Here is a 23,660-nt window from a genome sequence, read left to right on the forward strand (position 1 = left end):
TGTTTGTTTCGCACGCGGATAGGCAACGCGGGTCATGTTGTCGAGGTGATCGCGTCCAGATGTTGATCCGCCGTGCCGCTATCTGGCATGCGGCGGGGCGATTTCGAACAAAACCGGCCAGTTCTTGCCCGTCACGAACAGCCGGCGTCCCTTGGCGTCCCACGCGATGCCGTTGGCAACGGCATCGCCGCCGCCAGCATCCGCCTGCTTGGTGAGCGCGCTCACGTCGATCCAGCCGATCACATGGCCGCTTGTGGGGTCGATCCGCGCGATGATGTCGGTCATCCACACATTGGCGAGGATTTCGCCATCGACATATTCGAGTTCGTTGAGGTTCGCGACCGGATTGCCGTCGGCGGTTACCTTCAGCCGCTTGACGACGCGCAGCGACTTGGGATCGAGAAAACGCAGCACCGGCGTGCCGTCCGACATGATGAGGTGGTGCGCATCCTTGGTCAGCGCCCAGCCTTCGCCGGTGTAGTTGAACGTGCCGAGCCGCTTGAAACCGCCGAGGCTCCAGCGATAGCCGTGGCCGTTCTTCCACGTGAGGCTGATGATCTGGTCGCCGTCATCAACGATGCCCTCGCCGAACTCCGACGCGGGGGTCGCGATCTTGCGCCGCACGGTGCCGGTCTTGATGTCGACCTGGCGGATCGACGAGCGGCCCTCCATGCCGGTACTCTCGAACAGGCTGCCGTCGCGGTAGAACAGGCCCTCGGTATAGGCACCGCGATCATGCGGGTAGGTGGCGATCACCTTCGCCGCGTCGAGCGGCAACGGATCGGCCAGCGCCGGCGCTGCGACGAGCGCGGCAAGAAGGGCTAGCGTGCGCATCAGTCGCGCAGCAGCTCGTTGATGCTGGTTTTCGAGCGGGTCTGCGCGTCCACCCGCTTGACGATGACCGCACAGTACAAAGCCGGCTTACCGTCGCCGCCGCCGATCGAGCCGGGTACCACCACCGCATAGGGCGGTACCGAACCGATGTGGACTTCGCCGGTGGCGCGGTCGATGATCTTGGTCGAGGCGCCGAGGTACACGCCCATCGACAGCACCGCGCCTTCGCCGACGCGCACGCCCTCCGCCACTTCCGCGCGCGCGCCGATGAACGCGCCGTCGCCGATGATGACCGGATCCGCCTGTAACGGTTCGAGTACGCCGCCGATGCCCGCGCCGCCCGACAGGTGGACGCCCCGCCCGATCTGCGCGCACGATCCGACCGTCGCCCAGGTGTCGACCATCGTCCCTTCACCGACATAGGCGCCGATGTTGACGAAGCTCGGCATCAGGATCGCCCCCTTGCCGATGAACGCGCCGCGTCGCGCCACCGCGCCCGGTACGACGCGGAAACCACCGGCGCGGAACTCGACCTCACCCCAGCCGGCGAATTTGGAGGGCACCTTGTCGAACGCCGGAGCGCCAGCCGCGCCGCCTTCGATGAGGGTATTGTCGTTGAGGCGGAACGACAGCAGCACCGCCTTCTTGAGCCACTGGTTGACGACCCAGCCGTCTCCCTGCGGTTCGGCGACGCGTGCCTTGCCGCTATCGAGCAGGTCGAGCGCGGTTTCGACCGCATCGCGCACCGGCGCGCCGGTCGTGAAACCGATCGTGTCCCGCGCGTCCCATGCCGCTTCGATGGTCGTTTGCAGGTCGCTCATTGGTCCTCCAGAATGTCGTGCAGCCAAGCCGTGATATCGGTGCAGGTGAAATCGATGAAGTCGCGGTCGGCGTCATGCCCCTGTTCGGAACCGTTATCGACCCATACCGTCGCCATGCCGATCGCCTTGGCGGGCGCAAGATTGCGCGCCATGTCGTCGGCGAACAGCGACTGGTTGGGGTCAATGCCGAACGCAGCACACAGCCCGGCATAGGCCGAGGCTTGCGGTTTGGGGATCAGGTCCATCGCGTGGATGTCGTGCACCGCCTCGAAACTTTCCGATAGGCCGAGCCGCTCCAGCACACGTCCGGCATACAGGCGCTCACCGTTGGTGAAGACGATCTTGCGCCCCGGCAGCCGCGCGATCGCAGCGGCAAGCGGGGCGTTCTCCTCCAGCACATCCATCTCGACATCATGGACGAAGTCGAGGAAGTCGTGCGGGTCGACCTCATGCTCGGCCATCAACCCAGCGAGCGTGGTGCCGTGGCCGAGGAAATACTGCTTCTGCATGCGGTACGCCTCGTCGCGGTCCACGCCGAAACGCGCGGCGATGTAGCCGGTCATCTTCGCGTCGATCTGGCTGAACAGGTTCGCACTCGCCGGATACAGCGTGTTGTCGAGATCGAAGATCCAGTTGCGGATATGGGCGAGGCGCTGGTGCATGCCCGCGCGCTCTAGGCCGGGGCGGGGCGGGGGGCAAGCTGGCGTGGAGCCGACGGTCAGCGGTCGTCGCGGTTATCGCGATCCCGATCGCCGCCATCGTCGTCGTCGTGCCCGACCACCCAGGTATGGTCCTGGTTCTCTACGCGGGAGCGGATCTTGCGGCCGTGCGCGTCGCGTGCCGGTTCGTAGCGGTAACGCTGTTCGATCAGGTTGCAGGTGGTCGCGTCGATATCCGGGTTGCCGCTGCTCCGCCGGATCGTGCAACCCGTCGCGCGCCCGTCGATCTCGACGGTGTAGCTGACGTACACCGTACCGCCGATCCGCGCGCGAAGTGCACTCCTGGGATAGTCCGAACCGCGGATCCGTCCGCTCTTCTGATACGCCTCTTCCGCAACGCCGCCGCCGTCGCCATCACCGCTGCCGCCACTACCGGTACCCTGACCGCTGCCGCCCGCGCCGGTGCCGATGCCGGGCTTGTCGGCTGCGCCCGAGGTCGCCTGATTGCCCGTCGCGGCGATCGGCGCGGCGACGACGGGGGGCGGCACCGGCATGGGGATGCGCGGCGGTGGCGCGACGACCTCCGTCGCCTTGGAACGGATGTTGGGTGGTGCAGCAGCGGCGGCCTCGTGCCGCGTCAGCTTGGGGCGCGGCTGAGGTGGGGGAGGTGGCGGCGGCGGGGGCGGCGCGGGTGGCGAGACGCCGAACAGTTTGAGATCCTGCTCGACCACATGTGGGATCTTCACCGTGAAGCCGCTGATGAGCAGGAAGCCCAGCCCGACCTGCAGCACCGCCGCCGCGATCGCGGCGCCGACCTTTCTGTCGTTGCTGGCACGGTATGTGGTCATTGCCCGCGTCCCAACCTCGTTTGCCCGGCGTAAGTTCCCGCCGGCTTTGCGGCTGTAGCGCGCGACGGTTATCGTTCGTCCAGCCGATTCGTTCAGGAGCCTGCCGCATGACCCAGTTTCGCGACCGAGCGATCCAGCTTTACGATGCCTTTACCCATGAACATCGCGACCGCCGTGCGTTGCTGCGCGACATGGTGGCGTTGACCGGATCGGTGGCGGCGGCGGAACTGCTGATCGCGGGTATCGCTGCGTCGCCCGCGGCCGCCGCGATCACCGATGCAACCGATCCGACGCTGGATATCGTGACGGAGCCTTATGGTGTCGGACCGGGCAAGAAACTCACCGGCTATTTCGCGTCACCTAAGGGCAAGACCGGGCTCGGAAGCGTCATCGTATTTCACGAAAATCGCGGGCTCACGCCGCATATCCAAGATGTCGCACGGCGCTTCGCTTTGGCCGGGTTTCGCGCGGTCGCACCCGATTTCCTGAGCGATCAGGGCGGCACGCCATCCGACGAGGATAAGGCGCGCGACATGATCGCCAAGGCGGATCTCGCCGCGATTACCAGCGAGGCGGTGGGCACGATCGGCGCGATGCGGGCGCGGCCGGGCGGGAACGGCAAGGTCGCGGTGGTTGGCTTCTGCTGGGGCGGGGCGCTCGTCAACCGCGTGGCGGTGGCGGCGGGTGATGCGCTGGCGGCGGGGGTGGCCTATTACGGGCCGGCGCCCGATCCGGCCGAGGCGGTGAAGGTCTCCGCGCCCTTGCTGCTCCATTACGCGGGCAAGGATGCGCGCGTCGCGGCCACCGGCGTGCCGTGGGTGGCGGCGCTGAAAGCGGCGGCCAAGGACGTCACGGAATACACCTATGAGGGCGTCGATCACGCGTTCAACAACGACACGGCGGCCGATCGCTACAATGCGGCGGCCGCGACGCTGGCGTGGGAGCGGACGCTCGAATTTCTGCACACCCATATCGACGGCTGAGTGCCGGCAAACGGACCTACCAGGGAGGCTAACCGATGGCGAACAATCTGATTTTCTACACAAACCCCAGGTCACGCGGGCGGATCGCGCGCTGGATGCTGGAGGAAGTCGGTGCGACCTACGAAACGGTGGTGCTCGATTATGCATCGTCGATGAAAGGGGCGGAGTATCTGACCGTCAACCCGATGGGCAAGGTGCCGGCGATCGTCCACGGCGGCAAGGTCGTGACCGAATGCGCGGCGATCTGCGCCTATCTCGCCGACGCGTTTCCCGGCGCCGGGCTGGCGCCGCCGCCGGGCGAGCGGGCGGACTATTACCGCTGGCTGTTCTTCGCCGCCGGGCCGGTCGAACAGGCGTTCACCAACAAGTCGATGGGGGTAGAGCCTGACGATCGCCAAAAGCGCATGGCTGGCTACGGCTGTTTCGAGCAGACCGTCGACACGCTGGAAGCGGCGGTAACCGGCCGAGACTACGTAGCCGGTGACGCGTTCACCGCTGCCGACGTGTATGTCGGCTCACAGATCGGCTTCATGCTGCAGTTCGGGATGTTGGAGGCTCGACCCGCCTTCGCCGCCTATTCCGAGCGCGTCTACGCACGCGAGGCGTTCAGGCGTGCGTCGGCGCTCGACGATGCGCTTATAGCGGCGGCAGAAGCAACGGCGGCAGGGTGAAACGCGCGGCCGCGACCTGCACCGCCTGCGTACCGTGCCGGAAATAGCGGGTTAGCGCAGGCTTGACCCGTTCGGCGGCGGCGTAGGACGGGTGATTGTCGTCTGAATAGGCAAGCGCGCCGGCCAGATCGCCGTGGCAGAGCGTAGCGTCGCATAAAGTGTCGCTCATGCGCAGTACGTGTACGCGCGGGTCCGTCTTCAGGCGGGCGAGGATGGGCGCGTACTCCGCCTGCTCCGCGTCGAAAAGGGCGCGCGGCACGGACGGGTGGAAAGGGGCGCGGCCGAACAAAGTGGCGCGTGCGGCGGCGTCGCCACCGAAGGTCAGCGAATGTGCGGCGGGCAACAAGAACAGGAAGCGGCGGTCGGGATATCGCTTCAGCAGCGCCGCGAACCCTGCCTCCACCCCCACCGCGCCGGCAACCCGGGTGTCACCAGGACCGACGTAGCTGTCGATGCTCACCGCCTGATGCCAATAGGCCGGAATGACGATCGTGCGCACCGCCGGATGGCTGTCGAGCAGCGCGACGGCAAGGCGGTTGAGATAGCGGTACTTTGCCTCCTCCCCAACCTTGGCGTAGCCGAGCAGCGGCCGGTAGCCCGTATCGCTGATCTGATAGCCGGCATGGCCCGCCTCGTCTGCCGCCTCGAACACGCTTTGCGCGAGCGCGTCGGCATGGCTGTCGCCGATCACGAGCAGATCGGGCGTAACGCCGGGCGTGCCGCGCACGCACAGCGTCGCCAGCGTGCGGCGCTTCTGATAAGCGCCGCCGCAGGTGCGGGGCGGGCCCTGATAGGTCGCCTTGTCAGCCATTGCGACGATCACGGGCGAGATCCGCCACGGCAGGCCGTCGCGCGCGAACACCAGCCCGATTGCGGCGATCCCGCAGGTGAGCGCGGCGGTGGTGGCGAACAGTCGTCGCGGCGCGAACGGCGAGATCGGGCGACGGAACGGCCGCTCGACAAAGCGCCATGACAGGGTTGCGATAACGATCGCCAGCGGCAGAATCGCCAGCTTGAGCGATAGGTCGAGATCGAGGAAAACGTAGCGGGCGAACACAATGATCGGCCAGTGCCACAGATACAGCGAATAGCTGATCAGCCCGATGAAACGCGGTGCGGGATGCGACAACAGCCGCCCTACTGTCGTTTGCTGATCCCCCATGCCCGCGTACAGGATCAACACCGCGCCGAGTACCGGCGGAATCGCGCCGAGGCCGGGGAACGGCGTTTGCGCCGTATAAAGAACGATCGGCGCAACGATCAGCAGTAGCCCGGCCAGCGCGGCGACCTCCGCCGTCGTCGCCCTGCGCGGTACGCCCGCGACGCCGAGCGCGAGCAGCGAGCCGGCCAGTAATTCCCACGCGCGGGTCGGCAGCAGATAGAAGGCCGCGACTGGCGTCGCCTGCGTGCCACGGATGCTGAGCGCCAGCGATGCGGCGAAGCACAGCGCGACGGCAAGCTTCATCCACGTGCGGCTGCCGGCCCGCGACGCCACGATCAGCAGCAGCGGAAAGACGATGTAGAATTGCTCCTCGACCGACAGCGACCAGGTGTGGAGCAGCGGCTGAAATTCGCTTTTCAGGCCGAAGTAATCGCCACTGCCGAGCCAGAAGCTGATGTTCGACACATAGACGCTGGTTGCGGCCATGCTCGATCCGTAATCCTTGAGGTCGGCGGGGAGTTGCAGCGCGGCCGCGAACAGCGAGACGATGCAGATCAGCACGAAATAGGCCGGAAAGATCCGACGGATGCGGCGCACGTAGAATTGCGAAATGCTGTAGCTGCCGGCGCGGATGTCTTCGTCCAGGCTCATCGTGATGAGGAAGCCGGATATGACGAAGAAGATGTCGACGCCGACATAGCCGCCGGACAGCCCCGCAAACCCGATGTGAAACAGCACCACGGGAATGACGGCGAGCGCGCGCAGGCCGTCGATGTCGGTCCGATACTGTTTCACGCTGTCCCCCTTCGATCGTGGGGGAGCCCGTTCTTCAACGATCGGCGGCGGTCGTCGGAAGGCCCCCGCCTACCGACGACCCCGGGTCGCAGCTGGTGCCTGCGCGCCGTTGTGAAGTCGAACCCGTTCCCGCTAAGTCCGGAGATCTTCGGCCCCGAACAATGCGGGTATTTCACAGAAGGGCATGGCGCAGAACGCAATGCCACCAAAACCGCGCTAATTTCGCGCAGTTTGCGCATCGGGCGACGCCAGATCGTTAGACTAGTGCGCGCCCAGCGCGGTGGCGGGAAACAACTCCGTGCGGTAGCGGCTCGATGCCGCCGCCTTCACAGCAAGATGCGCGCGTTCAGGAAGTCCGGCAGCGGACCGTTCCAGCCCTCATCCGGCCCGTCGTTCGGCTCGCGCCGATCACGATGGGGGGCGCTGCGATCATCACGCGGCGGCCGCGTGTCGCGAGACGCGCGCTCTTCGCGTGCGGGACGGGCATCGCTGGCCGGCCGCTCCTCACGCGCAGGACGTTCAGCGCGCGCAGGACGCTCTTCACGCGCGGGTTGCTTGTCGCGCTCCGTACGCGGCTGGCGTTCCGCACGCGGTGCGTCCGGCGCGGTTTCGGGCTTCGCCGCGGGCTTCGCTTCGGCCTTTTTCACAGGCTTGCCGCGCGTCCGCTTGCGCGTGGCACCTTCAGCCGGCGCTTCGTCGGCGGCACCTTCGTAGCGCTCGATCTTCAGGCCGGTGAGTTTCTCGATATTGTCGATGTTCTCGGCGTCTTCGGCGGTCGCGAAGGTAAAGGCGACGCCGGTCGCACCGCCGCGGCCGGTGCGACCGATGCGGTGGACATAATCGTCCGGATGCCAGGGCGCGTCATAGTTGAACACGTGGCTGACACCCTTGATATCGAGCCCGCGCGCGGCGACGTCGGAGGCGACGAGGATCGTGACCTCACCCTTCTTGAACCGCTCCAGTTCGGCGAGCCGCTGCGGCTGCTCCATGTCGCCGTGGATCTCCGACGATTTGAAGCCGGCGCGCTGCAGCGACTTGTTGAGTTCCCGCACGGTCGTCTTGCGGTTGGAAAAGATCATCGCGGTGGCGACCTCTTCCATCTCCAGCAGCTCGATCAGCTTTTCGCGCTTCTTCGATCCGCTCACCGGCACCAGCCACTGGCGAATGTTGATATTGGCGGTAGCGGGGCGCGCGACCTCGATCGTCTTGGGATTGTCGAGGAACTTGTCGGCGAGCTTCTTGATGACCGGCGGCATCGTCGCCGAGAACAGCAGTGTCTGGCGCGCGGGTGGCAGCTTGGTGCAAATTTCCTCAATATCGGGGATGAACCCCATGTCGAGCATGCGATCTGCCTCGTCGATCACCAGCAGCGAACAGCCGTTGAGCATGATCTTGCCACGCCCGAACAGGTCCATCAGCCGGCCCGGCGTGGCGATCAGCACGTCGACGCCCTTTTCCAGCGCGGCGAGCTGGTCGCCCATCGATACGCCACCGATCAGCAGCGCCATCGAAAGCTTGTGGTTCTTGCCGTATTTCTCGAAATTCTCGGCGACCTGCGCGGCGAGTTCGCGCGTTGGTTCGAGGATCAGCGAGCGCGGCATGCGTGCACGGCTGCGACCTTCGCCAAGGATGTCAATCATCGGCAGCACGAAGGCGGCCGTCTTGCCGGTGCCGGTCTGCGCGATCGCGACGAGATCCTTGCCCATCAGGACGCTGGGGATCGCGCTCGCCTGGATCGGAGTCGGCTCGGTATAACCGGACTCGGTTACCGCGGAGAGAAGTTCGTCGGAAAGGCCGAGATCGGCAAAGGTCATGTAGATTCCGGATTCTTGGCGCAAGACCGCGCGGGCGCTCGCAAGTATCGTTAGGGCTTGCGGATTAGCGCGCGAATGTCAAGAAAAACGCGGGTTATCGCTTCTCGACGATCCGTTTGAACGTCTTGATCGCGCAAACACCCCCGGAACGCGAGCGAATCGCGTCGCGCGCCGCGCACATCATGCCGTCGTCGGGCAAGCGCAGGTACAGATCCGGGTAGAAATCGAGCGCCGGGCAATCGTCGTCAAGATGCGCACGGATCCGCTCGCCTGTTTCCAGCAGCAGGTCGATGCTGCCGGGGCCGGTGATCACCGCGCGCTCAAGCATGGTGAGCGGCACGCATTTCGGCCCCTTCTTCTCTTCCAGTTTGACCGGCCGCTCGGCGCGTTCGTGTCGCTCGGATAACATGCGCGGGATGCGGATGACGATGCGCGAGTGAAACGTATATTGCGCCAGCTCAACCCGGTCGAACGCATGCGGACGCGGCTGGTCCACCGCCGTGGCGGGCGCCAGCGCAAGCACGGCGAGAAGGGAAACGACCGAATTCGACATCAACCTGATATGGGTTACCAATGGCGCTTGAACGGACGATGAACTCGCCTGATCCGTGCCGCCGGACCCGCACGTTGCGGAGCGGAAGGCGTGCATGGTAGGCACACAACCCATGAATACAGCACAGTCCGCGCTCGTCGAGGCGGTTCGCGCCACACTTGGCGAAAAGGCCGTCATCACGAACCGCGACGACATCGCGCCGTGGGAAAACGACTGGCGCGGTCGTTATCATGGGCACGCGCCCGCCATGCTCGCCCCCGGCGACACTGCCGGCGTCGCGGCGGTGCTGGCGCTCGCGAACGCGCATGGTGTTCCGCTGGTGCCGCAGGGGGGCAACACCTCGATGGTCGGCGGCGCGACGCCGCCCGCCGACGGATCCGCGCTGATCCTGTCGTTGCGGCGGCTCAACCGGATCCGCTCGCTGTCCGCGCAGGACAATCTTGCGGTGGCGGAAGCCGGCGTGATCCTCGCCGATCTCCACGACGCGGCGGCACGGGCCGGGCGCCGCTTTCCGCTGACGCTCGGCGCGCGCGGCAGCGCGACGATCGGCGGACTTGCCTCGACCAACGCAGGCGGGACGCAGGTGCTGCGCTTCGGCACGATGCGCGGGCTGATCGCGGGGGTCGAGGCGGTGCTGCCCGATGGCACCGTACATGATGGCGTGATCGCGTTGAAGAAGGACAATCGCGGTTACGATCTCAACCAGCTGCTGATCGGCGCGGAGGGGACGCTCGGGATCATCACCGCCGTCACGCTGCGGCTGGTGCCGGCGGCGGCGGACCGGGCGGTGGCGTGGGTCGGCGTGACGGACCCGGAAGCGGCACTCGCGCTGTTGCGGCGGCTGGAGGCGCGGACCGACACGATCGAGGGATTCGAGATTGTTTCCGGGGACTCGCTGGCGCGCGTGCTGGAGCATATCCCCGCGACGCGATCGCCGCTTGCCGGTCAGCATCCGTGGCACGTCCTGATCGAGGCGACCGTAGCCGATGCGCGCGCGGAAGCACCCGCCGCGCTGCTGGAACGACTGCTCGCGCCTGCGATCGCGGCGGGAGACGTGGCGGACGCGGTGATCGCGGCGAACGAGACGCAGGCCGACGCGTTCTGGCGTATTCGCGATTCGCTGTCCGAAGCGGAGCGGGCGGGCGGGCCGGCGGTGCAGCACGACATTTCGGTGCCGGTGGCAGGGATGCCGCGCTTCATGATCGAGGGCGCCGCTGCTGCCGAGGCGCGTTTTCCGGGCTCGCACGCCACCGCGTTCGGACACCTTGGGGACGGGAACGTGCATTTCCACGTCCGTGCGCCGGCCGGCAGCGATCCCGCGCGCTGGTATGCCGAGGATGCGCCGGTGGTGACCCGCTTCGTCCACGATCTCGTCGTCGCGGCGGGCGGCTCGATTTCGGCGGAGCATGGCATCGGCCAGATGAAGCTGCGCGAACTGGAACGTTTGTCGCCGCCCGCCCGGCTCGCCGCGCAGCGCGCGATCAAGGGCGCACTCGATCCATCGGGCATTATGAACCCCGGCAAGCTCGTCGCGCTTGCGTCCGCCCCGCGCGCGCCATAGAGCCGAACGCCAATCGGCGCGTCCGGACGGCCGGCTTTCTTGGAGATGATTATGGCCAGCGCGCCGCAACAAGCCTCGCTTCCCCTGTTCTACAACGCGCTCGAGCCGCTTTCGAGCGGGGCGCATGCCGCCTTCAAGCTGCGCCAGCTTGATCGCGCGCCGTTCCTCGTCAACCAGCACGCCATTCCGGTTACGGTCGACGAGTTCGTCCACGTCCAGCGGTCGATGCCGATCGTCTTCACCGCCGGCGACGACGCGGTGCCGATCGCGCTGATGGGCCTGAACGAAGGCGTCAACGTCTTCATCGACGACGAGGGCAAGCTCGACGACGCGTCGGTCTACGTGCCCGCATACGTACGCCGTTATCCGTTCATGCTCGCGCGGCTGACGCCGGACGCACAGGAACTGTCGCTCTGCTTCGACCCCACCGCCGACGTGATCGGCGCGTTCGATGAGGGTGACGCGCTGTTCGATGACGGCAAGCCCGCGCCGATCGTGCAGAACATCCTGCAGTTCAACGAGATGTTCGAGGAGGCCGGCGCCCGCACGCAGAACTTCATGCGGGAAGTGCGTGAGATGGGCTTGTTGATGGAAGGCGAAATCTCGATCCAGCCCGAGGGCGCGCCGCAGCCGTTCGTCTATCGCGGCTTCCAGATGGTCAATGAGGAAAAACTCAACGAGCTGCGCGGTGACCAACTGCGCAAGATCCAGAAGAACGGCATGCTGCCGCTGCTGCACGCGCACCTGTTCTCGTTGCAGCTCATGCCGCAGCTGTTCGACCGCCAGAACCGTGCGGGCAAGGTGCCGCTGCCGCAGCTTCAGAGCTAATCATTGTAGGGCGGATGGTAACACGTCCGCCCGCTCTCACGCCGCATGTGCGGCGAAGCGGTCACCCGCGGGAACAGGCGTGCTTTTACAGGCACGCCTCCAGATACGCCTGATCGAAGCCGAACTGCCGCGCCTTCTCCAGCGTGTATGGCCGCAACCCCATCGAGCGATACTCGCCGATGATCTTGCCCTCGGCGCTTTCGTCGAGATATTCGAACTTGAACAATTCCTGCGTGACGATCACCGGGCCTTCCATGCCGATCACCTCGGTGATGTTGGTCACGCGGCGTGATCCGTCGCGCAGACGCTTGACCTGGACGATCATGTCGACCGAATCGGCGATCTGACGGCTGATTGCCTCCTTTGGCATCTTGATGTCGCCCATCATCACCATGTTCTCCATACGCCCAAGGCACTCGCGCGGGGAGTTGGAGTGGAGCGTACACATCGAGCCGTCGTGGCCGGTGTTCATCGCGGCGAGCAGATCGAAACACTCGGACCCGCGAATTTCGCCGAGGATGATGCGATCCGGGCGCATACGCAGCGAGTTCTTGACGAGATCGCGGATGCTGATTTCGCCCTGACCCTCCAGGTTGGCGGGCCGCGTCTCAAGCGGCAGCCAGTGCGGCTGTTGCAGGCGTAGTTCGGCGGCGTCCTCGATCGTCAGCACGCGCTCGCCCGGGTCGATCATCTTCGACAGAGCGTTGAGCATCGTCGTCTTGCCCGAACCCGTGCCGCCCGAGATGACGACGTTGAAGCGGCACGCGCCCGCGATCTTCAGCGCGGTCGCCATCTTGACGCTCATCGAACCGAAGCCCGCCATCATGTCGAGCGTGATCGGCTTGTCGGAGAACTTACGAATCGAGATCGCGGTACCGCGTAGCGACAGCGGCGGCACGATGACGTTGACGCGCGAACCGTCCTTGAGGCGCGCGTCGGCGAGCGGCGTGGTCTGGTCGACGCGGCGGCCGACCGAGTTGCAGATGCGCTGCGCGATCTGGAAGAGATGCTCCTCGTCGCGGAACTGAATCTGCGCGAGTTCGAGCTTGCCCTTGCGCTCGACAAAGGTCTGGTTGGGGCCGTTGACCATGATGTCGGTGATGTTCGGATCGCTGAGCAGTTCCTCGAGCGGCCCGAGGCCGAGCAGCTCGTCGACCAGCACCTTCTCGAGCGCGAACTGCTCGCGGCGGTTCAGGGTGAACTTCAGCTCGGCAAGCACTTCGCCGATGATCGGGCGAAACTCCTCGGCAAGCTCGTCCTTGTTGAGCGTGGCCGCCGCTTCGGGATCGACGCGTTCGAGCAGGCGCGGCAACACCTGTTCCTTGATCTTGTGGATCGATGCCTCAAACCCCTCGACGCGGCTGTTGCCAGCCTCTCCCGACGCCGCCTGCCGTTCGGCGAGGCGGGTCATCGCGTCCTGCGGGGCGTCCGGCATCCCACCGAGCAAGCCTTCGATTTCACCGGGCATCGGCAGGTCGTTCAGCGGCGGGAACTGCTCGGACGCGACATCGGCGTCCGTGGCGGGACGGGCGCTACCACCCTGCATCGGCCGCGCAACGCCGAAGGCGGGGCGGTTGCCGGGTCCAGTGGCACCGGGGCGACGGCCAAATGCACTCATTCTACGCTGTCCTTCATCTCGACGAGACTGCGTAGCGGAGAAGTTTTGAGATTTGCCTAATTGCCGCGAAAGGATTCTGCGCGGTTCACGCTGCTAGATCGCCGACGCGATTGGCGGCGGCCTCGGCGCCCGCCTTGGCTCAGCCGACCTGTTCGGCGAGGACGATCAGTCCGCTCGCGTTCACCTCGGCGAAACCGCCAAGGATCGGCAGAGTCTCTGGCTCGCCGCTACCCGTGCGGTAGATCTGCAACGCACCGTCACGGATCGTCGACATCACCGGCGCATGGCCTTCGAGCACACCGAAGTCGCCCTCGGTGCCAGGCACGACGACCATATAGACCTCCTCCGAGCGGACGAGCTTCTCAGGCGTGACGAGTTCGAAGTGCAGCATGTTTCGGTTCCTTTAGCCCCTCCGTGTCCAGGAGGGGGCGGGGCGGGGCGTGTCTCGCGCGCCGTCGCCCCACCAAACCTCGCCCGGAACGGGCGAGGCGATCAGAGGCTTACGCCTCTTGCGCCATCTTCTCGGCCTTAGCGATCGCTTCGTCGATGCCGCCGACCATGTAGAAGGCGCTCTCGGGCAGGTGATCGTATTCGCCCTCGACGACGGCCTTGAACGACTTCACCGTGTCCTCGATCGCCACGAACTTGCCGGGGATGCCGGTGAAGACCTCCGCGACATGGAAGGGCTGGCTCAGGAAACGCTGGATTTTCCGCGCACGCGACACGGTCAGCTTATCCTCTTCGGACAGTTCGTCCATGCCGAGGATGGCGATGATGTCCTGAAGCGACTTGTACTTCTGGAGCGTCGACTGCACCGCACGCGCGGTCTCGTAATGCTCCTGGCCGACGACGCGCGGTTCGAGCACGCGCGACGTGGAGTCGAGCGGATCGACCGCCGGGTAGATGCCCAGCTCCGAGATCGCGCGGTTGAGCACGGTGGTCGCATCCAAGTGGGCGAACGACGTGGCCGGTGCCGGATCGGTCAAATCGTCGGCCGGAACGTACACGGCCTGCACCGAGGTGATCGACCCCTTGTTGGTCGAGGTGATGCGCTCCTGGAGCGCACCCATGTCGGTCGACAGCGTCGGCTGATAGCCCACGGCAGACGGAATGCGGCCGAGCAGCGCCGACACTTCCGCGCCCGCCTGCGTAAAGCGGAAGATGTTGTCGACGAAGAACAACACGTCCTGGCCTTCGACATCGCGGAAATATTCGGCGATGGTCAGGCCCGACAGCGCGACGCGGGCGCGCGCGCCGGGCGGCTCGTTCATCTGGCCGTACACTAGCGCGACCTTCGATCCTTCCGAGGTGGCGTTGCCGTCGGCGTCCTTGGCGATCACGTTGGCGTCGAGGAACTCGTGATAGAGATCGTTGCCCTCGCGGGTACGCTCACCAACACCGGCGAACACCGAGGTGCCGCCATGGCCCTTGGCGATGTTGTTGATGAGTTCCTGGATCAGCACGGTCTTGCCGACGCCGGCGCCGCCGAACAGGCCGATCTTGCCGCCCTTCGCATAGGGCGCGAGCAGATCGATCACCTTGATGCCGGTGACGAGGATCGCGCTCTCGGTCGACTGATCGACGAACAGCGGAGCCTTGGCGTGGATCGGGGCGGTTTCGGTGTTGCCGATGGGCCCGCGCTCGTCGATCGGCTCGCCGATGACGTTCATGATGCGGCCGAGCGTCTTGGGGCCGACCGGCATGCGGATCTGCGCGCCGGTGTCGGTCACGGTCTGGCCGCGCATCAGGCCCTCGGTCGCGTCCATCGCGATCGTGCGGACGGTGTTCTCGCCAAGATGCTGCGCGACTTCCAGCACCAGCCGGTTGCCGTTGTTGCTCGTCTCCAGCGCGTTCAGGATCGCGGGCAGATTGCCTTCGTCGAACGTCACGTCGACGACCGCGCCGATCACCTGGCTGATGCGGCCTACGTTGTTGGTGGTCGCTACCGGAGCGATCGTGTCGGGGGCGGTTGCCATTGCTCGTCCTACCTTCTTGCGATTCTTACAGCGCTTCCGCGCCGGAAATGATTTCGACCAGTTCGGTCGTGATCGCGGCCTGTCGGGCGCGATTATACTGGATGCTGAGCCGCTTTATCATGTCGCCGGCATTGCGCGTGGCGTTTTCCATCGCGGTCATGCGGCTGCCCTGTTCGGACGCGGCATTCTCCAGCAGCGCGCCGAAGATCTGAATCGCGATGTTGCGCGGCAGCAGATCGGCGAGGATCGACTCCTCATCGGGCTCGTACTCGACCGCGGCACCGCCGTCGTCCGGCGCGGCCGTATCGTTGGCGGGAAGCGCCACCGGAATGATCTGGCGGCCGATCGGATCCTGCACCAGCGCCGACTGGAAGCGGGCGTAGAACAGGTGCGCGACGTCGAATTCGCCAGCCTCGTAACGAGCGATCACGTCCTCGGCGATCGTCTTCGCATCGGCGAAGGCGACCGTCTTGATGTGGCTCATCTCGTGATCGACCACGATCTGCGTCGGGTAGAACCGCTTGATGACGCGGCCTTTCTTACCGGCAACGTAGATCTTGACGGTCTTGCCTGCCTTCTCCAGCTCCTCGGCCTTGCGGCGCGCGGCGCGGACGATGTTCGAGTTGAACGCACCCGCCAGACCGCGCTCGGAGGTCGCCACGATCAGCAGGTGAACCTGATCGCTACCGGTACCGGCGAGCAGTTTCGGACCACTTTCGCCGGCCGTCACCTTGGAGGCGAGGCTCGCCATCACCTTTTCCAGGCGGCTGGCATACGGACGTGCGGCGATCGCCGCTTCCTGCGCGCGGCGCAGTTTGGCGGCGGCGACCATCTTCATCGCCTTGGTGATCTTCTGCGTCGACTTCACCGAGCCGATGCGGATCTTGAGGGCCTTTAAGCTCGCCATCTCGTTCCCTTTGTACCCCCGCGCGGGCGGGGGCACATATCAATTACGCAAAGGTCTTGGCGAACGCTTCAAGCGCGGACTTCAGCCCGGCCTTGGCTTCGTCGCCGAGATCCTTGGTGTCGCGGATCTTGGTCAGCACGGCGGCATGGTTGGCACGCAGATCGGCGAGCATCGCCGCTTCGTAGCGCACCACGTCGCCGACCGGCACCGTGTCGAGGAAGCCCTGCGTGCCGGCGAAAATCGACGCGGTCTGCTCCTCGAACGGCAGCGGCGAGAACTGCGGCTGCTTGAGCAGCTCGGTCAGGCGCGCGCCGCGGTTGAGCAGCTTCTGCGTCGATGCGTCGAGATCCGAGCCGAACTGCGCGAACGCCGCCATCTCGCGGTACTGCGCGAGCTCCAGCTTGATCGAGCCCGACACTTTCTTCATCGCCTTGGTCTGCGCGGCCGAGCCGACGCGGCTGACCGACAGGCCGACGTTGATCGCCGGGCGGATGCCGGCGAAGAACAGATCGGTTTCGAGGAAGATCTGGCCGTCGGTGATCGAGATCACGTTGGTCGGGATGTAGGCCGACACGTCGCCCGCCTGCGTCTCGATGATCGGCAGCGCGGTGAGCGAGCCCGAGCCGTTGTCCTTGTTCATCTTCGCGGCGCGCTCGAGCAGGCGGCTGTGGAGATAGAACACGTCGCCGGGATAGGCTTCGCGGCCCGGCGGGCGGCGCAGCAGCAGCGACATCTGACGGTAGGCGACGGCCTGCTTGGAAAGATCGTCGAACACGATCAGCGCGTGCATGCCGTTGTCACGGAAATACTCGCCCATCGCGGTGCCGGTGTACGGCGCGAGGAACTGGAGCGGGGCGGGATCCGACGCGGTCGCGGCGACCACGATCGAATAGTCCATCGCGCCGTTCTCGGTCAGCGTGCGGACGAGCTGCGCGACGGTCGAGCGCTTCTGGCCGATCGCAACGTAGATGCAATAGAGCTTCTTGCTCTCGTCATCACCGGCGTTGGCGGTCTTCTGGTTGATGAACGTGTCGATCGCGACGGCGCTCTTGCCGGTCTGACGATCGCCGATGATGAGCTCGCGCTGGCCACGGCCGACGGGAACGAGCGCGTCGATCGCCTTGAGGCCGGTCTGCACCGGCTCGTGCACCGAGGTGCGCGGGATGATGCCCGGTGCCTTGACCTCGACGCGGCTGCGCTGGTCCGAAACGATCGGGCCCTTGCCGTCGATCGGGTTGCCGAGGCCGTCCACGACGCGGCCGAGCAGGCCCTTGCCGATCGGCACGTCGACGATCGTGCCGGTGCGCTTGACGACATCGCCTTCCTTGATCTCGGCGTCCGAGCCGAAGATCACGACGCCGACGTTGTCGGCCTCGAGGTTGAGCGCCATGCCCTGCACGCCGTTCGAGAATTCGACCATTTCGCCGGCCTGGACGTTGTCGAGTCCGTGGATGCGCGCGATGCCGTCGCCGACCGACAGCACCTGGCCCGTTTCGGAGACTTCGGCCTCGGTACCGAAGCTGGAGATCTGGTCCTTGATGACCTTCGAGATTTCTGCGGCGCGGATATCCATTGTCAGCCTTTCATCGCGTGCGCGAGTGAGTTCAGTCGGGTCTTGATCGACGAATCGATCATCTGGCTGCCGATCTTAACGACCAGCCCGCCAAGGAGCGAGGGATCGACCGAGAGGTCGACGGCAACCTCGCGCCCGATACGGGTGCGAAGCTGCTGCTTGAGCGCGTCGACCTGCTCGGCGTCGAGCGGGTGCGCGGAAATGACTTCTGCCGTGGTCTCGCCACGGAAGTTGGCGGCGAGGTCGCGGAACGCGCGCATGACGGCGGGAAGCTGCGACAGGCGGCGGTTTTCGGCCAGCACGCCGAGGAAGTTCTTGGTGGTCGCATCCACGCCCATCACGTCGGCGGTGGCGGCTACTGCGGCGGCGGCTTGCTTGCGCGACACCAGCGGGCTCTGCGTCAGGCGGCGGAAATCGTCCGACTGGTCGAGCGTCGCGCGCACGGTCGCGAGGCTCGCCTCGACGGTGTCGATCGACTTGGTTTCGCGGGCCAGCGCGAACAAAGCGGTGGCGTAGCGTCCGCTTAAGTTGGCTTGAATACCGCCGGATGTCTCCACGCGATCAGGTTCCTCGAATTGGGCGTACAGAAATTGGCCCCATGCCCGAACAGGGTGTTCACCGCGCCTTCATATGGGTTGCGGGCGGTTAGCATCGGGTTCGGCAATGCGCAAGCCGCGCGGGGTGTTCAAGTTGTGGCGACAGTCACGGCGCGATCAACCAGGGTTGCGGTGCGCAGGCCCATGAACTCAGCGGTCGAGCGCCGGTGGTGGCGCGGCCAGCACGGCGGCGGTGTAGTTCTCGATTACATAAGCGAACGGCGCGCCGTCGGGCAGCACCAGCACCGCCCGGTTCTCGATCACCCGGGACGGAATGGTGAGGTTTTGCGCGGCCTGCGTTCTGTTAGCGGTCCCATCACCTATAGTGCTCCAGTCCTCGCCAAGAGGCGACCACAGCATTCGCGAGGCGAGCGTGGTGCGGCGGAACCCGAGCGGCCGTACGACTCGCCCGAACGACGTGTCGGTGGTGTCGAGCGCCCGATTCATCTCGGCGGTGAGGCGCGCGGGAACGTACCAGTTCTCCGCAATCGACAGCACGCGCTCGCCGCAGCGCAGGTGGACGAGGCGGTAGTTGAGCGGCGTGTCGGCGGATACGTGCAGGCTTGCGCGGACATCGGCCGGGGCGTCGTGGGTGGCGCCGAACTGACGGTCGGCGACGATCTTGGTGCCGGGCGGGGCGAGATGGTGGCGCGCGCACCAATCGTCGAGCACCAGCGTCGCACTGTCCTGCGTGACAAGGGCGAGTTCCAGCGACTGCAGCATCGCCAGCGCCTCCAGACGCGCGACGGGCGTATCCGGCCATGCGGGGGCAACGATCGGCGGAGGCGGGGGCGCGAGCATTTCGGTTGGGTAGCGGGGATGCGGTGGCGGCGAAAGTCCCGTCCTTCGGGCTGGCGGGTGGGCGCGTTTGGCCGCAAGTCTCGGGATGTGGCGGGCGCGGCGGCGCGCTATACCCGTGTCATGAGCGATACCGATCCAATCGACGCCGAGGCCGCATGGGCCGCCTTTGATACACGCGACCGCCGCCGTGACGGGCGCTTCGTGATCGCGGTCCACACCACGGGCATCTATTGCAAGCCAAGCTGCCCGGCGCGCCGACCCAAGCGCGAGAACGTCGCCTTCTATCACAATGGCGCGGCCGCACGGGTGGCAGGCTACCGTGCCTGCCTGCGCTGCAAGCCCGACGATGCCGCGCGTGACCAGATCGCGGTGGCGCGCGCGGTGGCGCTGCTGGCGGGTGAGGATGCGCCGGGCCTTGATGCGCTTGCGGCCGAGGTCGGCTACGCGCCGCACCATTTCCACCGCCTGTTCAAACGCGCGACCGGCGTGACCCCCGCTGCCTATGCACGCGGGTTGCGGGCCGGACGCGCGACACAGGCGCTCAGCCAGGAGGATAGCGTGACCCACGCCATTTACGAGGCCGGTTATTCCGCGCCGAGCCGCTTCTACGAACAGGATGCCAAGCGGCTCGGCATGAGCCCGAGCATCTGGCGCAAGGGCGGTGCGGGCGCGGTAATCCGCTGGACGATCGCGACTACCACCCTTGGGCCTATGATGATCGCCGCGACCGACAAGGGCCTGTGCCGCGTCACTTTCGACGAAGGTGAGGCCGATTTGCGTGCACGCTTCCCTCAGGCGGAGATCGTCGCGGGTGACGCGGCGCTGGCCGAACTGGCTGAGCAGGTGGTGGCGCTGGTCGAAACCCCGAGCCGTGACCTCGATCTGCCACTCGACGTGCAGGGTACCGCGTTTCAGGAGGCGGTGTGGCAGGCGCTGCGCGATATCCCGCCGGGTGAGACACGCAGCTACCGCGAGCTAGCTGCTGCTGCCGGCAATCCGCGCGCAGTACGTGCGGCGGGCACGGCGTGCGGCGCCAACCCGGTGTCGATCGTCACGCCGTGCCACCGCGCGCAACGCGCCGACGGGTCGATGGCAGGCTACGCCTGGGGAATCGACCGCAAGATCGCGCTACGCAAGCGCGAGGCGTGAGCGTTTCGGCATAGGCGGGTGGCTCAGAGTCCGAGCTCGCTGAGGCCGGGGTGTTCGTCCGGCCGGCGGCCTTGCGGCCAGTGGTATAGCCGCTCGTCCTCGCGGATCGGCATGTCGTTGATGCTGGCGACGCGACGCCGCATCAGCCCACGTGCGTCGAACTCCCAGAGTTCGTTGCCGTAGGATCGGAACCAGCTGCCGCTGTCGTCATGCCATTCGTAGGCGAAGCGCACCGCGATGCGGTTCTCGCGGAAATCCCACAGTTCCTTGATGAGCCGGTACTCAAGTTCGCGCGCCCATTTTCGAGTAAGAAAGGCGACGATCGCCTCGCGCCCCTGCACGAAATCGGTGCGGTTCCGCCAGTGGCTGTCTGGCGTGTAGGCAAGCGACACGCGTTCGGGATCGCGCGTGTTCCATGCGTCCTCGGCCATGCGCACTTTGCGCGCGGCGTCCTCGGGCGTCGCGAAGGGCGGCAGCGGCGGGCGTTCGGCTTCCATACGGGCGATCCTTTCGCGAGGTGCCAAGGCGGCAGATACACGAAACCCGTTCGCGCCGAGCGGGTGGCGCGAACGGGTTCGGGAGAACTGCCGATCAGAAAACCCACCCGCGCGCCACCGGCACGCGGGCGCGTTGTGTTACGCCGCGAGCTTGCGCAGCACGTACTGCAGGATGCCGCCGTTGAGGAAGTATTCCAGTTCGTTGACGGTATCGATGCGGCAGCGCGTCTTGAACGTCTCGACCGTGCCGTCGGCGCGGGTGAGCGTGACGTCGACGTCCTGACGCGGGCGGATCTCGGCGACCTTCATGATCGTGAAGGTCTCGGTGCCGTCGAGCTTGAGCGTCTGACGCGTCACGCCATCCGCGAACTGGAGCGGCAGCACACCCATGCCGACGAGGTTCGAGCGGTGGATGCGCTCGAAGCTTTCGGTGATGACCGCGCGCACGCCGAGCAGGTTGGTGCCCTTCGCCGCCCAGTCCCGCGACGAGCCGGTGCCATATTCCTTGCCGGCGACGACGACGAGCGGGGTGTGGTCCGCCTTGTACTTCATCGCCGCGTCGTAGATCGGCATGACTTCCCCAGTCGGCACGTACTTGGTTACGCCGCCTTCGATGCCGGGCGTCATCTCGTTCTTGATGCGGATGTTGGCGAAGGTGCCACGCATCATCACGTCATGGTTGCCGCGGCGCGCGCCGTAGCTGTTGAAGTCCGCCTTGGTCACCTGATGATCGAGCAGGAACTTGCCTGCGGGGCTGTCCGCCTTGATCGAACCGGCCGGCGAGATGTGGTCGGTGGTGATCGAATCCGCGAAGATCGCGAGCGGGCGTGCCTCGACGATGTCTTCGGTCGGCACCGGGGTCATCGTCATGCCCTCGAAATACGGCGGGTTGGCGACATAGGTCGAACCCGCGCGCCATGCGTACGTGTCCGAGCCCGTAACGTCGATCGCCTGCCAGCGCTCGTCGCCCGAGAACACGCTCGCATACCGCGACTGGAACATCGCGCGGTCGATGTTCGCGTCCATCAGTTCGCGAACTTCGGCGTTCGAGGGCCAGATGTCCTTGAGGTAGACGTCGTTGCCATCGGTCGACTGGCCGATCGGGGTGGTGGTGAAGTCCTCGACCACGGTGCCCTTAAGCGCATAGGCGACGACCAGCGGCGGCGAGGCGAGGAAATTCGCGCGTACGTCGGGCGAGACGCGGCCTTCGAAATTGCGGTTACCCGACAGCACCGAGGCAGCGACGATATCGTTGCCGTTGATCGCCTTCGAGATCGGCTCGGCGAGCGGGCCGCTGTTACCGATGCAGGTGGTGCAGCCATATCCAACGAGGTTGAAACCAACCGCGTCGAGGTCCGCCGACAGGCCCGACTTGTTGAGGTAATCGGTGACGACCTGGCTACCCGGCGCGAGCGAGGTCTTGACCCACGGCTTGGGCTTGAGGCCGAGCGCGTTGGCCTTGCGCGCAACCAACCCGGCGGCGACCAGCACCGATGGGTTCGAGGTGTTGGTGCAGCTCGTGATCGCGGCGATCACCACGTCGCCGTCACCGATATCATGATCGCGATCGTCCACCGCGACACGCTTGGCGCTGGCGTGGTTGTAAATCTTGACGAGATCGGCGTTGAACGTGTCGTCGACTTCGGTGAGGATCACCTTGTCCTGCGGGCGCTTCGGGCCGGCGAGCGACGGCACCACGTTCGCCATGTCGAGCGAGAGCGTATCGGTGAACACCGGATCGGCGGCGTTCGCCTCACGCCAGAAGCCCTGCGCCTTGGCATAGGCTTCGGTCAGCGCGATCTGGTCCTCGTCGCGGCCAGTCAGGCGCATGTAATCGAGCGTCGCGTCATCCACCGGGAAGAAGCCGCAGGTCGCGCCATATTCCGGCGCCATGTTGGCGATGGTCGCGCGGTCGGCGAGGGTCAGCACGTCGAGGCCGGGGCCGTAGAACTCCACGAAGCGGCCGACCACGCCCTTGGCGCGCAGCATCTGCGTGACGGTGAGCACGAGATCGGTGGCGGTGATGCCCTCGGCCAACTCGCCGGTCAGCTTGAAGCCGACCACTTCGGGGATCAGCATCGAGACGGGCTGGCCGAGCATCGCGGCTTCCGCCTCGATCCCGCCGACGCCCCAGCCGAGTACGGACAGGCCGTTGACCATCGTGGTGTGGCTGTCGGTGCCGACGCAAGTGTCCGGATAGGCGATCTTCTTGCCGTCGGGCGCGACCGAGGACCACACCGCCTGCGCGATGTTCTCGAGGTTGACCTGGTGACAGATGCCGGTGCCGGGGGGCACGACCTTGAAGTTATCGAGCGCCTTGCTGCCCCACTTCAGGAACTCGTACCGCTCGTTGTTGCGCTGGTATTCGAGCTCGACGTTATCCTCGAACGCCTTGGGCGTGCCGAACTCGTCGACCATTACCGAGTGATCGATGACGAGGTGGACGGGGACGAGCGGGTTGATCTTGGCAGCATCCCCGCCGAGCTTGGTGATCGCGTCGCGCATCGCGGCGAGATCGACCACGCAGGGCACACCGGTGAAATCCTGCATCAGCACGCGCGCCGGGCGATACTGAATCTCGCGGTCGGGCGCGTTGGGGTTCTGCTGCCAGTCGATGATCGCCTGGATGTCGGCTTCGGTGACGGTCACGCCGTCCTCAAAGCGCAGCAGGTTCTCGAGCAGCACCTTCATCGAAAAGGGCAGGCGGCTGATATCGCCGAGCTTTTCCGCCGCTGCCGCCAGCGAGTAGTAATCATATTCGATCCCGTTCACGTCGAGCGTGGCGCGGGTGCCGAGCGTATCCTGGCCGATGGCGGTCATGCGGGTCCTTCCCATAGGATGCCCCGTGACGGGAGCGCGGCGGGAAAGCGGCAACGAGCGCCGCACGAGCGCGCCCCGGCTAGGGCGAAAGCGTGAGTCGCAAGGGGCCTTAGCAACCGTGGACGCGATGCGCAAAGGTTGCGGCGCGGCAAAGCACACGGAGTGCGGCTGTTGCGACGCACTCTCAAAAACAG

Annotated in this window: 21 protein-coding genes; 5 read left to right on the forward strand and 16 right to left on the reverse strand. The window is 65.9% G+C overall.

The genetic code is table 11. The features are described 5' to 3' along the window. Positions 1 to 78: 78 nt before the first annotated feature. Genes L8F97_RS12890 through L8F97_RS12905 form a run of 4 tightly spaced genes read right to left on the reverse strand, consistent with a single transcriptional unit; the run spans position 79 to position 3,162 of the window. Positions 79 to 834: a glutaminyl-peptide cyclotransferase gene (locus tag L8F97_RS12890; protein ID WP_242150591.1), complete on the reverse strand. Its 756-nt coding sequence runs from the start codon at positions 832 to 834 to the stop codon at positions 79 to 81. Then, on the reverse strand, positions 834 to 1,655 hold the full coding sequence (gene dapD / locus L8F97_RS12895) for a 2,3,4,5-tetrahydropyridine-2,6-dicarboxylate N-succinyltransferase (protein WP_242150594.1): 822 nt from the start codon (positions 1,653 to 1,655) through the stop codon (positions 834 to 836). The genes L8F97_RS12890 and dapD overlap by 1 nt, the downstream gene beginning before the upstream one ends. Beyond that, complete coding sequence (locus L8F97_RS12900; protein WP_242150597.1) at positions 1,652 to 2,317, reverse strand: pyrimidine 5'-nucleotidase; 666 nt, start codon at positions 2,315 to 2,317, stop codon at positions 1,652 to 1,654. Before L8F97_RS12900 ends, dapD begins: the two co-directional genes overlap by 4 nt. A 56-nt stretch (positions 2,318 to 2,373) precedes the next feature. After that, complete coding sequence (locus L8F97_RS12905) at positions 2,374 to 3,162, reverse strand: energy transducer TonB (RefSeq protein ID WP_242150600.1); 789 nt, start codon at positions 3,160 to 3,162, stop codon at positions 2,374 to 2,376. A gap of 107 nt (positions 3,163 to 3,269) precedes the next feature. On the opposite strand from L8F97_RS12905, the gene L8F97_RS12910 reads away from it, so the two are divergent. Continuing rightward, positions 3,270 to 4,145, forward strand: a complete 876-nt coding sequence (locus tag L8F97_RS12910) for a dienelactone hydrolase family protein (protein ID WP_242150603.1) — start codon at positions 3,270 to 3,272, stop codon at positions 4,143 to 4,145. A 35-nt stretch (positions 4,146 to 4,180) separates the two neighbouring features. Beyond that, on the forward strand, positions 4,181 to 4,816 hold the full coding sequence (locus tag L8F97_RS12915) for a glutathione S-transferase family protein (protein WP_242150606.1): 636 nt from the start codon (positions 4,181 to 4,183) through the stop codon (positions 4,814 to 4,816). Here the strand turns inward: L8F97_RS12915 and L8F97_RS22845 are convergent. The 3 genes from L8F97_RS22845 to L8F97_RS12930 form a co-directional block, all read right to left on the reverse strand. After that, positions 4,782 to 6,773, reverse strand: coding sequence for an acyltransferase family protein (locus L8F97_RS22845; RefSeq protein ID WP_242150610.1), 1,992 nt, complete (start codon positions 6,771 to 6,773; stop codon positions 4,782 to 4,784). The two genes, L8F97_RS12915 and L8F97_RS22845, sit on opposite strands and share 35 nt — an antisense overlap. 326 nt (positions 6,774 to 7,099) lie before the next feature. Further along, positions 7,100 to 8,587, reverse strand: coding sequence for a DEAD/DEAH box helicase (locus L8F97_RS12925; RefSeq protein ID WP_242150613.1), 1,488 nt, complete (start codon positions 8,585 to 8,587; stop codon positions 7,100 to 7,102). Between the two features lie 94 nt (positions 8,588 to 8,681). Next, positions 8,682 to 9,140, reverse strand: coding sequence for a hypothetical protein (locus tag L8F97_RS12930; protein WP_242150616.1), 459 nt, complete (start codon positions 9,138 to 9,140; stop codon positions 8,682 to 8,684). Between the two features lie 112 nt (positions 9,141 to 9,252). Here L8F97_RS12930 and L8F97_RS12935 point away from each other — a divergent pair, with 112 nt between their 5' ends. Together L8F97_RS12935 and L8F97_RS12940 are read left to right on the forward strand one after the other, a co-directional pair. Continuing rightward, positions 9,253 to 10,701, forward strand: a complete 1,449-nt coding sequence (locus L8F97_RS12935) for an FAD-binding oxidoreductase (protein WP_242150619.1) — start codon at positions 9,253 to 9,255, stop codon at positions 10,699 to 10,701. 51 nt (positions 10,702 to 10,752) lie between these two features. Next, positions 10,753 to 11,529: a SapC family protein gene (locus L8F97_RS12940; RefSeq protein WP_242150622.1), complete on the forward strand. Its 777-nt coding sequence runs from the start codon at positions 10,753 to 10,755 to the stop codon at positions 11,527 to 11,529. An 85-nt stretch (positions 11,530 to 11,614) separates the two neighbouring features. Here the strand turns inward: L8F97_RS12940 and L8F97_RS12945 are convergent, their stop codons facing one another. The 7 genes from L8F97_RS12945 to L8F97_RS12975 form a co-directional block, all read right to left on the reverse strand. Beyond that, the gene (locus L8F97_RS12945) at positions 11,615 to 13,147 is read right to left on the reverse strand and encodes a CpaF family protein (protein ID WP_242150625.1); all 1,533 of its coding nucleotides are present in this window, start codon (positions 13,145 to 13,147) and stop codon (positions 11,615 to 11,617) included. Between the two features lie 139 nt (positions 13,148 to 13,286). Beyond that, positions 13,287 to 13,538: an ATP synthase F1 subunit epsilon gene (locus tag L8F97_RS12950; RefSeq protein WP_242150628.1), complete on the reverse strand. Its 252-nt coding sequence runs from the start codon at positions 13,536 to 13,538 to the stop codon at positions 13,287 to 13,289. A 109-nt stretch (positions 13,539 to 13,647) separates the two neighbouring features. Beyond that, entirely contained in the window at positions 13,648 to 15,102 is a 1,455-nt protein-coding gene (gene atpD / locus L8F97_RS12955; protein ID WP_242151195.1) for a F0F1 ATP synthase subunit beta, read from the reverse strand. 46 nt (positions 15,103 to 15,148) lie between these two features. Then, the gene (locus L8F97_RS12960; protein ID WP_242150631.1) at positions 15,149 to 16,030 is read right to left on the reverse strand and encodes a F0F1 ATP synthase subunit gamma; all 882 of its coding nucleotides are present in this window, start codon (positions 16,028 to 16,030) and stop codon (positions 15,149 to 15,151) included. Between the two features lie 43 nt (positions 16,031 to 16,073). Beyond that, positions 16,074 to 17,603: a F0F1 ATP synthase subunit alpha gene (atpA, locus tag L8F97_RS12965; protein WP_242150634.1), complete on the reverse strand. Its 1,530-nt coding sequence runs from the start codon at positions 17,601 to 17,603 to the stop codon at positions 16,074 to 16,076. A 2-nt stretch (positions 17,604 to 17,605) separates the two neighbouring features. Further along, a complete protein-coding gene (locus tag L8F97_RS12970) occupies positions 17,606 to 18,160 on the reverse strand; it encodes a F0F1 ATP synthase subunit delta (RefSeq protein WP_242150637.1) in 555 nt (184 codons plus the stop codon). A 189-nt stretch (positions 18,161 to 18,349) separates the two neighbouring features. Then, positions 18,350 to 19,000: a hypothetical protein gene (locus L8F97_RS12975; protein ID WP_242150640.1), complete on the reverse strand. Its 651-nt coding sequence runs from the start codon at positions 18,998 to 19,000 to the stop codon at positions 18,350 to 18,352. A 120-nt stretch (positions 19,001 to 19,120) separates the two neighbouring features. Between L8F97_RS12975 and ada the strand changes: the two genes are divergently transcribed. Further along, entirely contained in the window at positions 19,121 to 20,149 is a 1,029-nt protein-coding gene (ada, locus tag L8F97_RS12980; RefSeq protein ID WP_242151198.1) for a bifunctional DNA-binding transcriptional regulator/O6-methylguanine-DNA methyltransferase Ada, read from the forward strand. A gap of 23 nt (positions 20,150 to 20,172) precedes the next feature. Here the strand turns inward: ada and L8F97_RS12985 are convergent, their stop codons facing one another. Both L8F97_RS12985 and acnA read right to left on the reverse strand, forming a co-directional pair. Next, complete coding sequence (locus tag L8F97_RS12985; RefSeq protein WP_242150643.1) at positions 20,173 to 20,646, reverse strand: DUF1348 family protein; 474 nt, start codon at positions 20,644 to 20,646, stop codon at positions 20,173 to 20,175. 138 nt (positions 20,647 to 20,784) lie between these two features. After that, positions 20,785 to 23,466 (reverse strand): aconitate hydratase AcnA, encoded by a 2,682-nt coding sequence (gene acnA / locus L8F97_RS12990; RefSeq protein WP_242150645.1) that lies wholly within the window; start codon positions 23,464 to 23,466, stop codon positions 20,785 to 20,787. Positions 23,467 to 23,660: the final 194 nt, after the last annotated feature.

The organism is Sphingomonas sp. BAUL-RG-20F-R05-02, assembly GCF_022662305.1.
In the GTDB taxonomy this organism is placed as follows: domain Bacteria; phylum Pseudomonadota; class Alphaproteobacteria; order Sphingomonadales; family Sphingomonadaceae; genus Sphingomonas.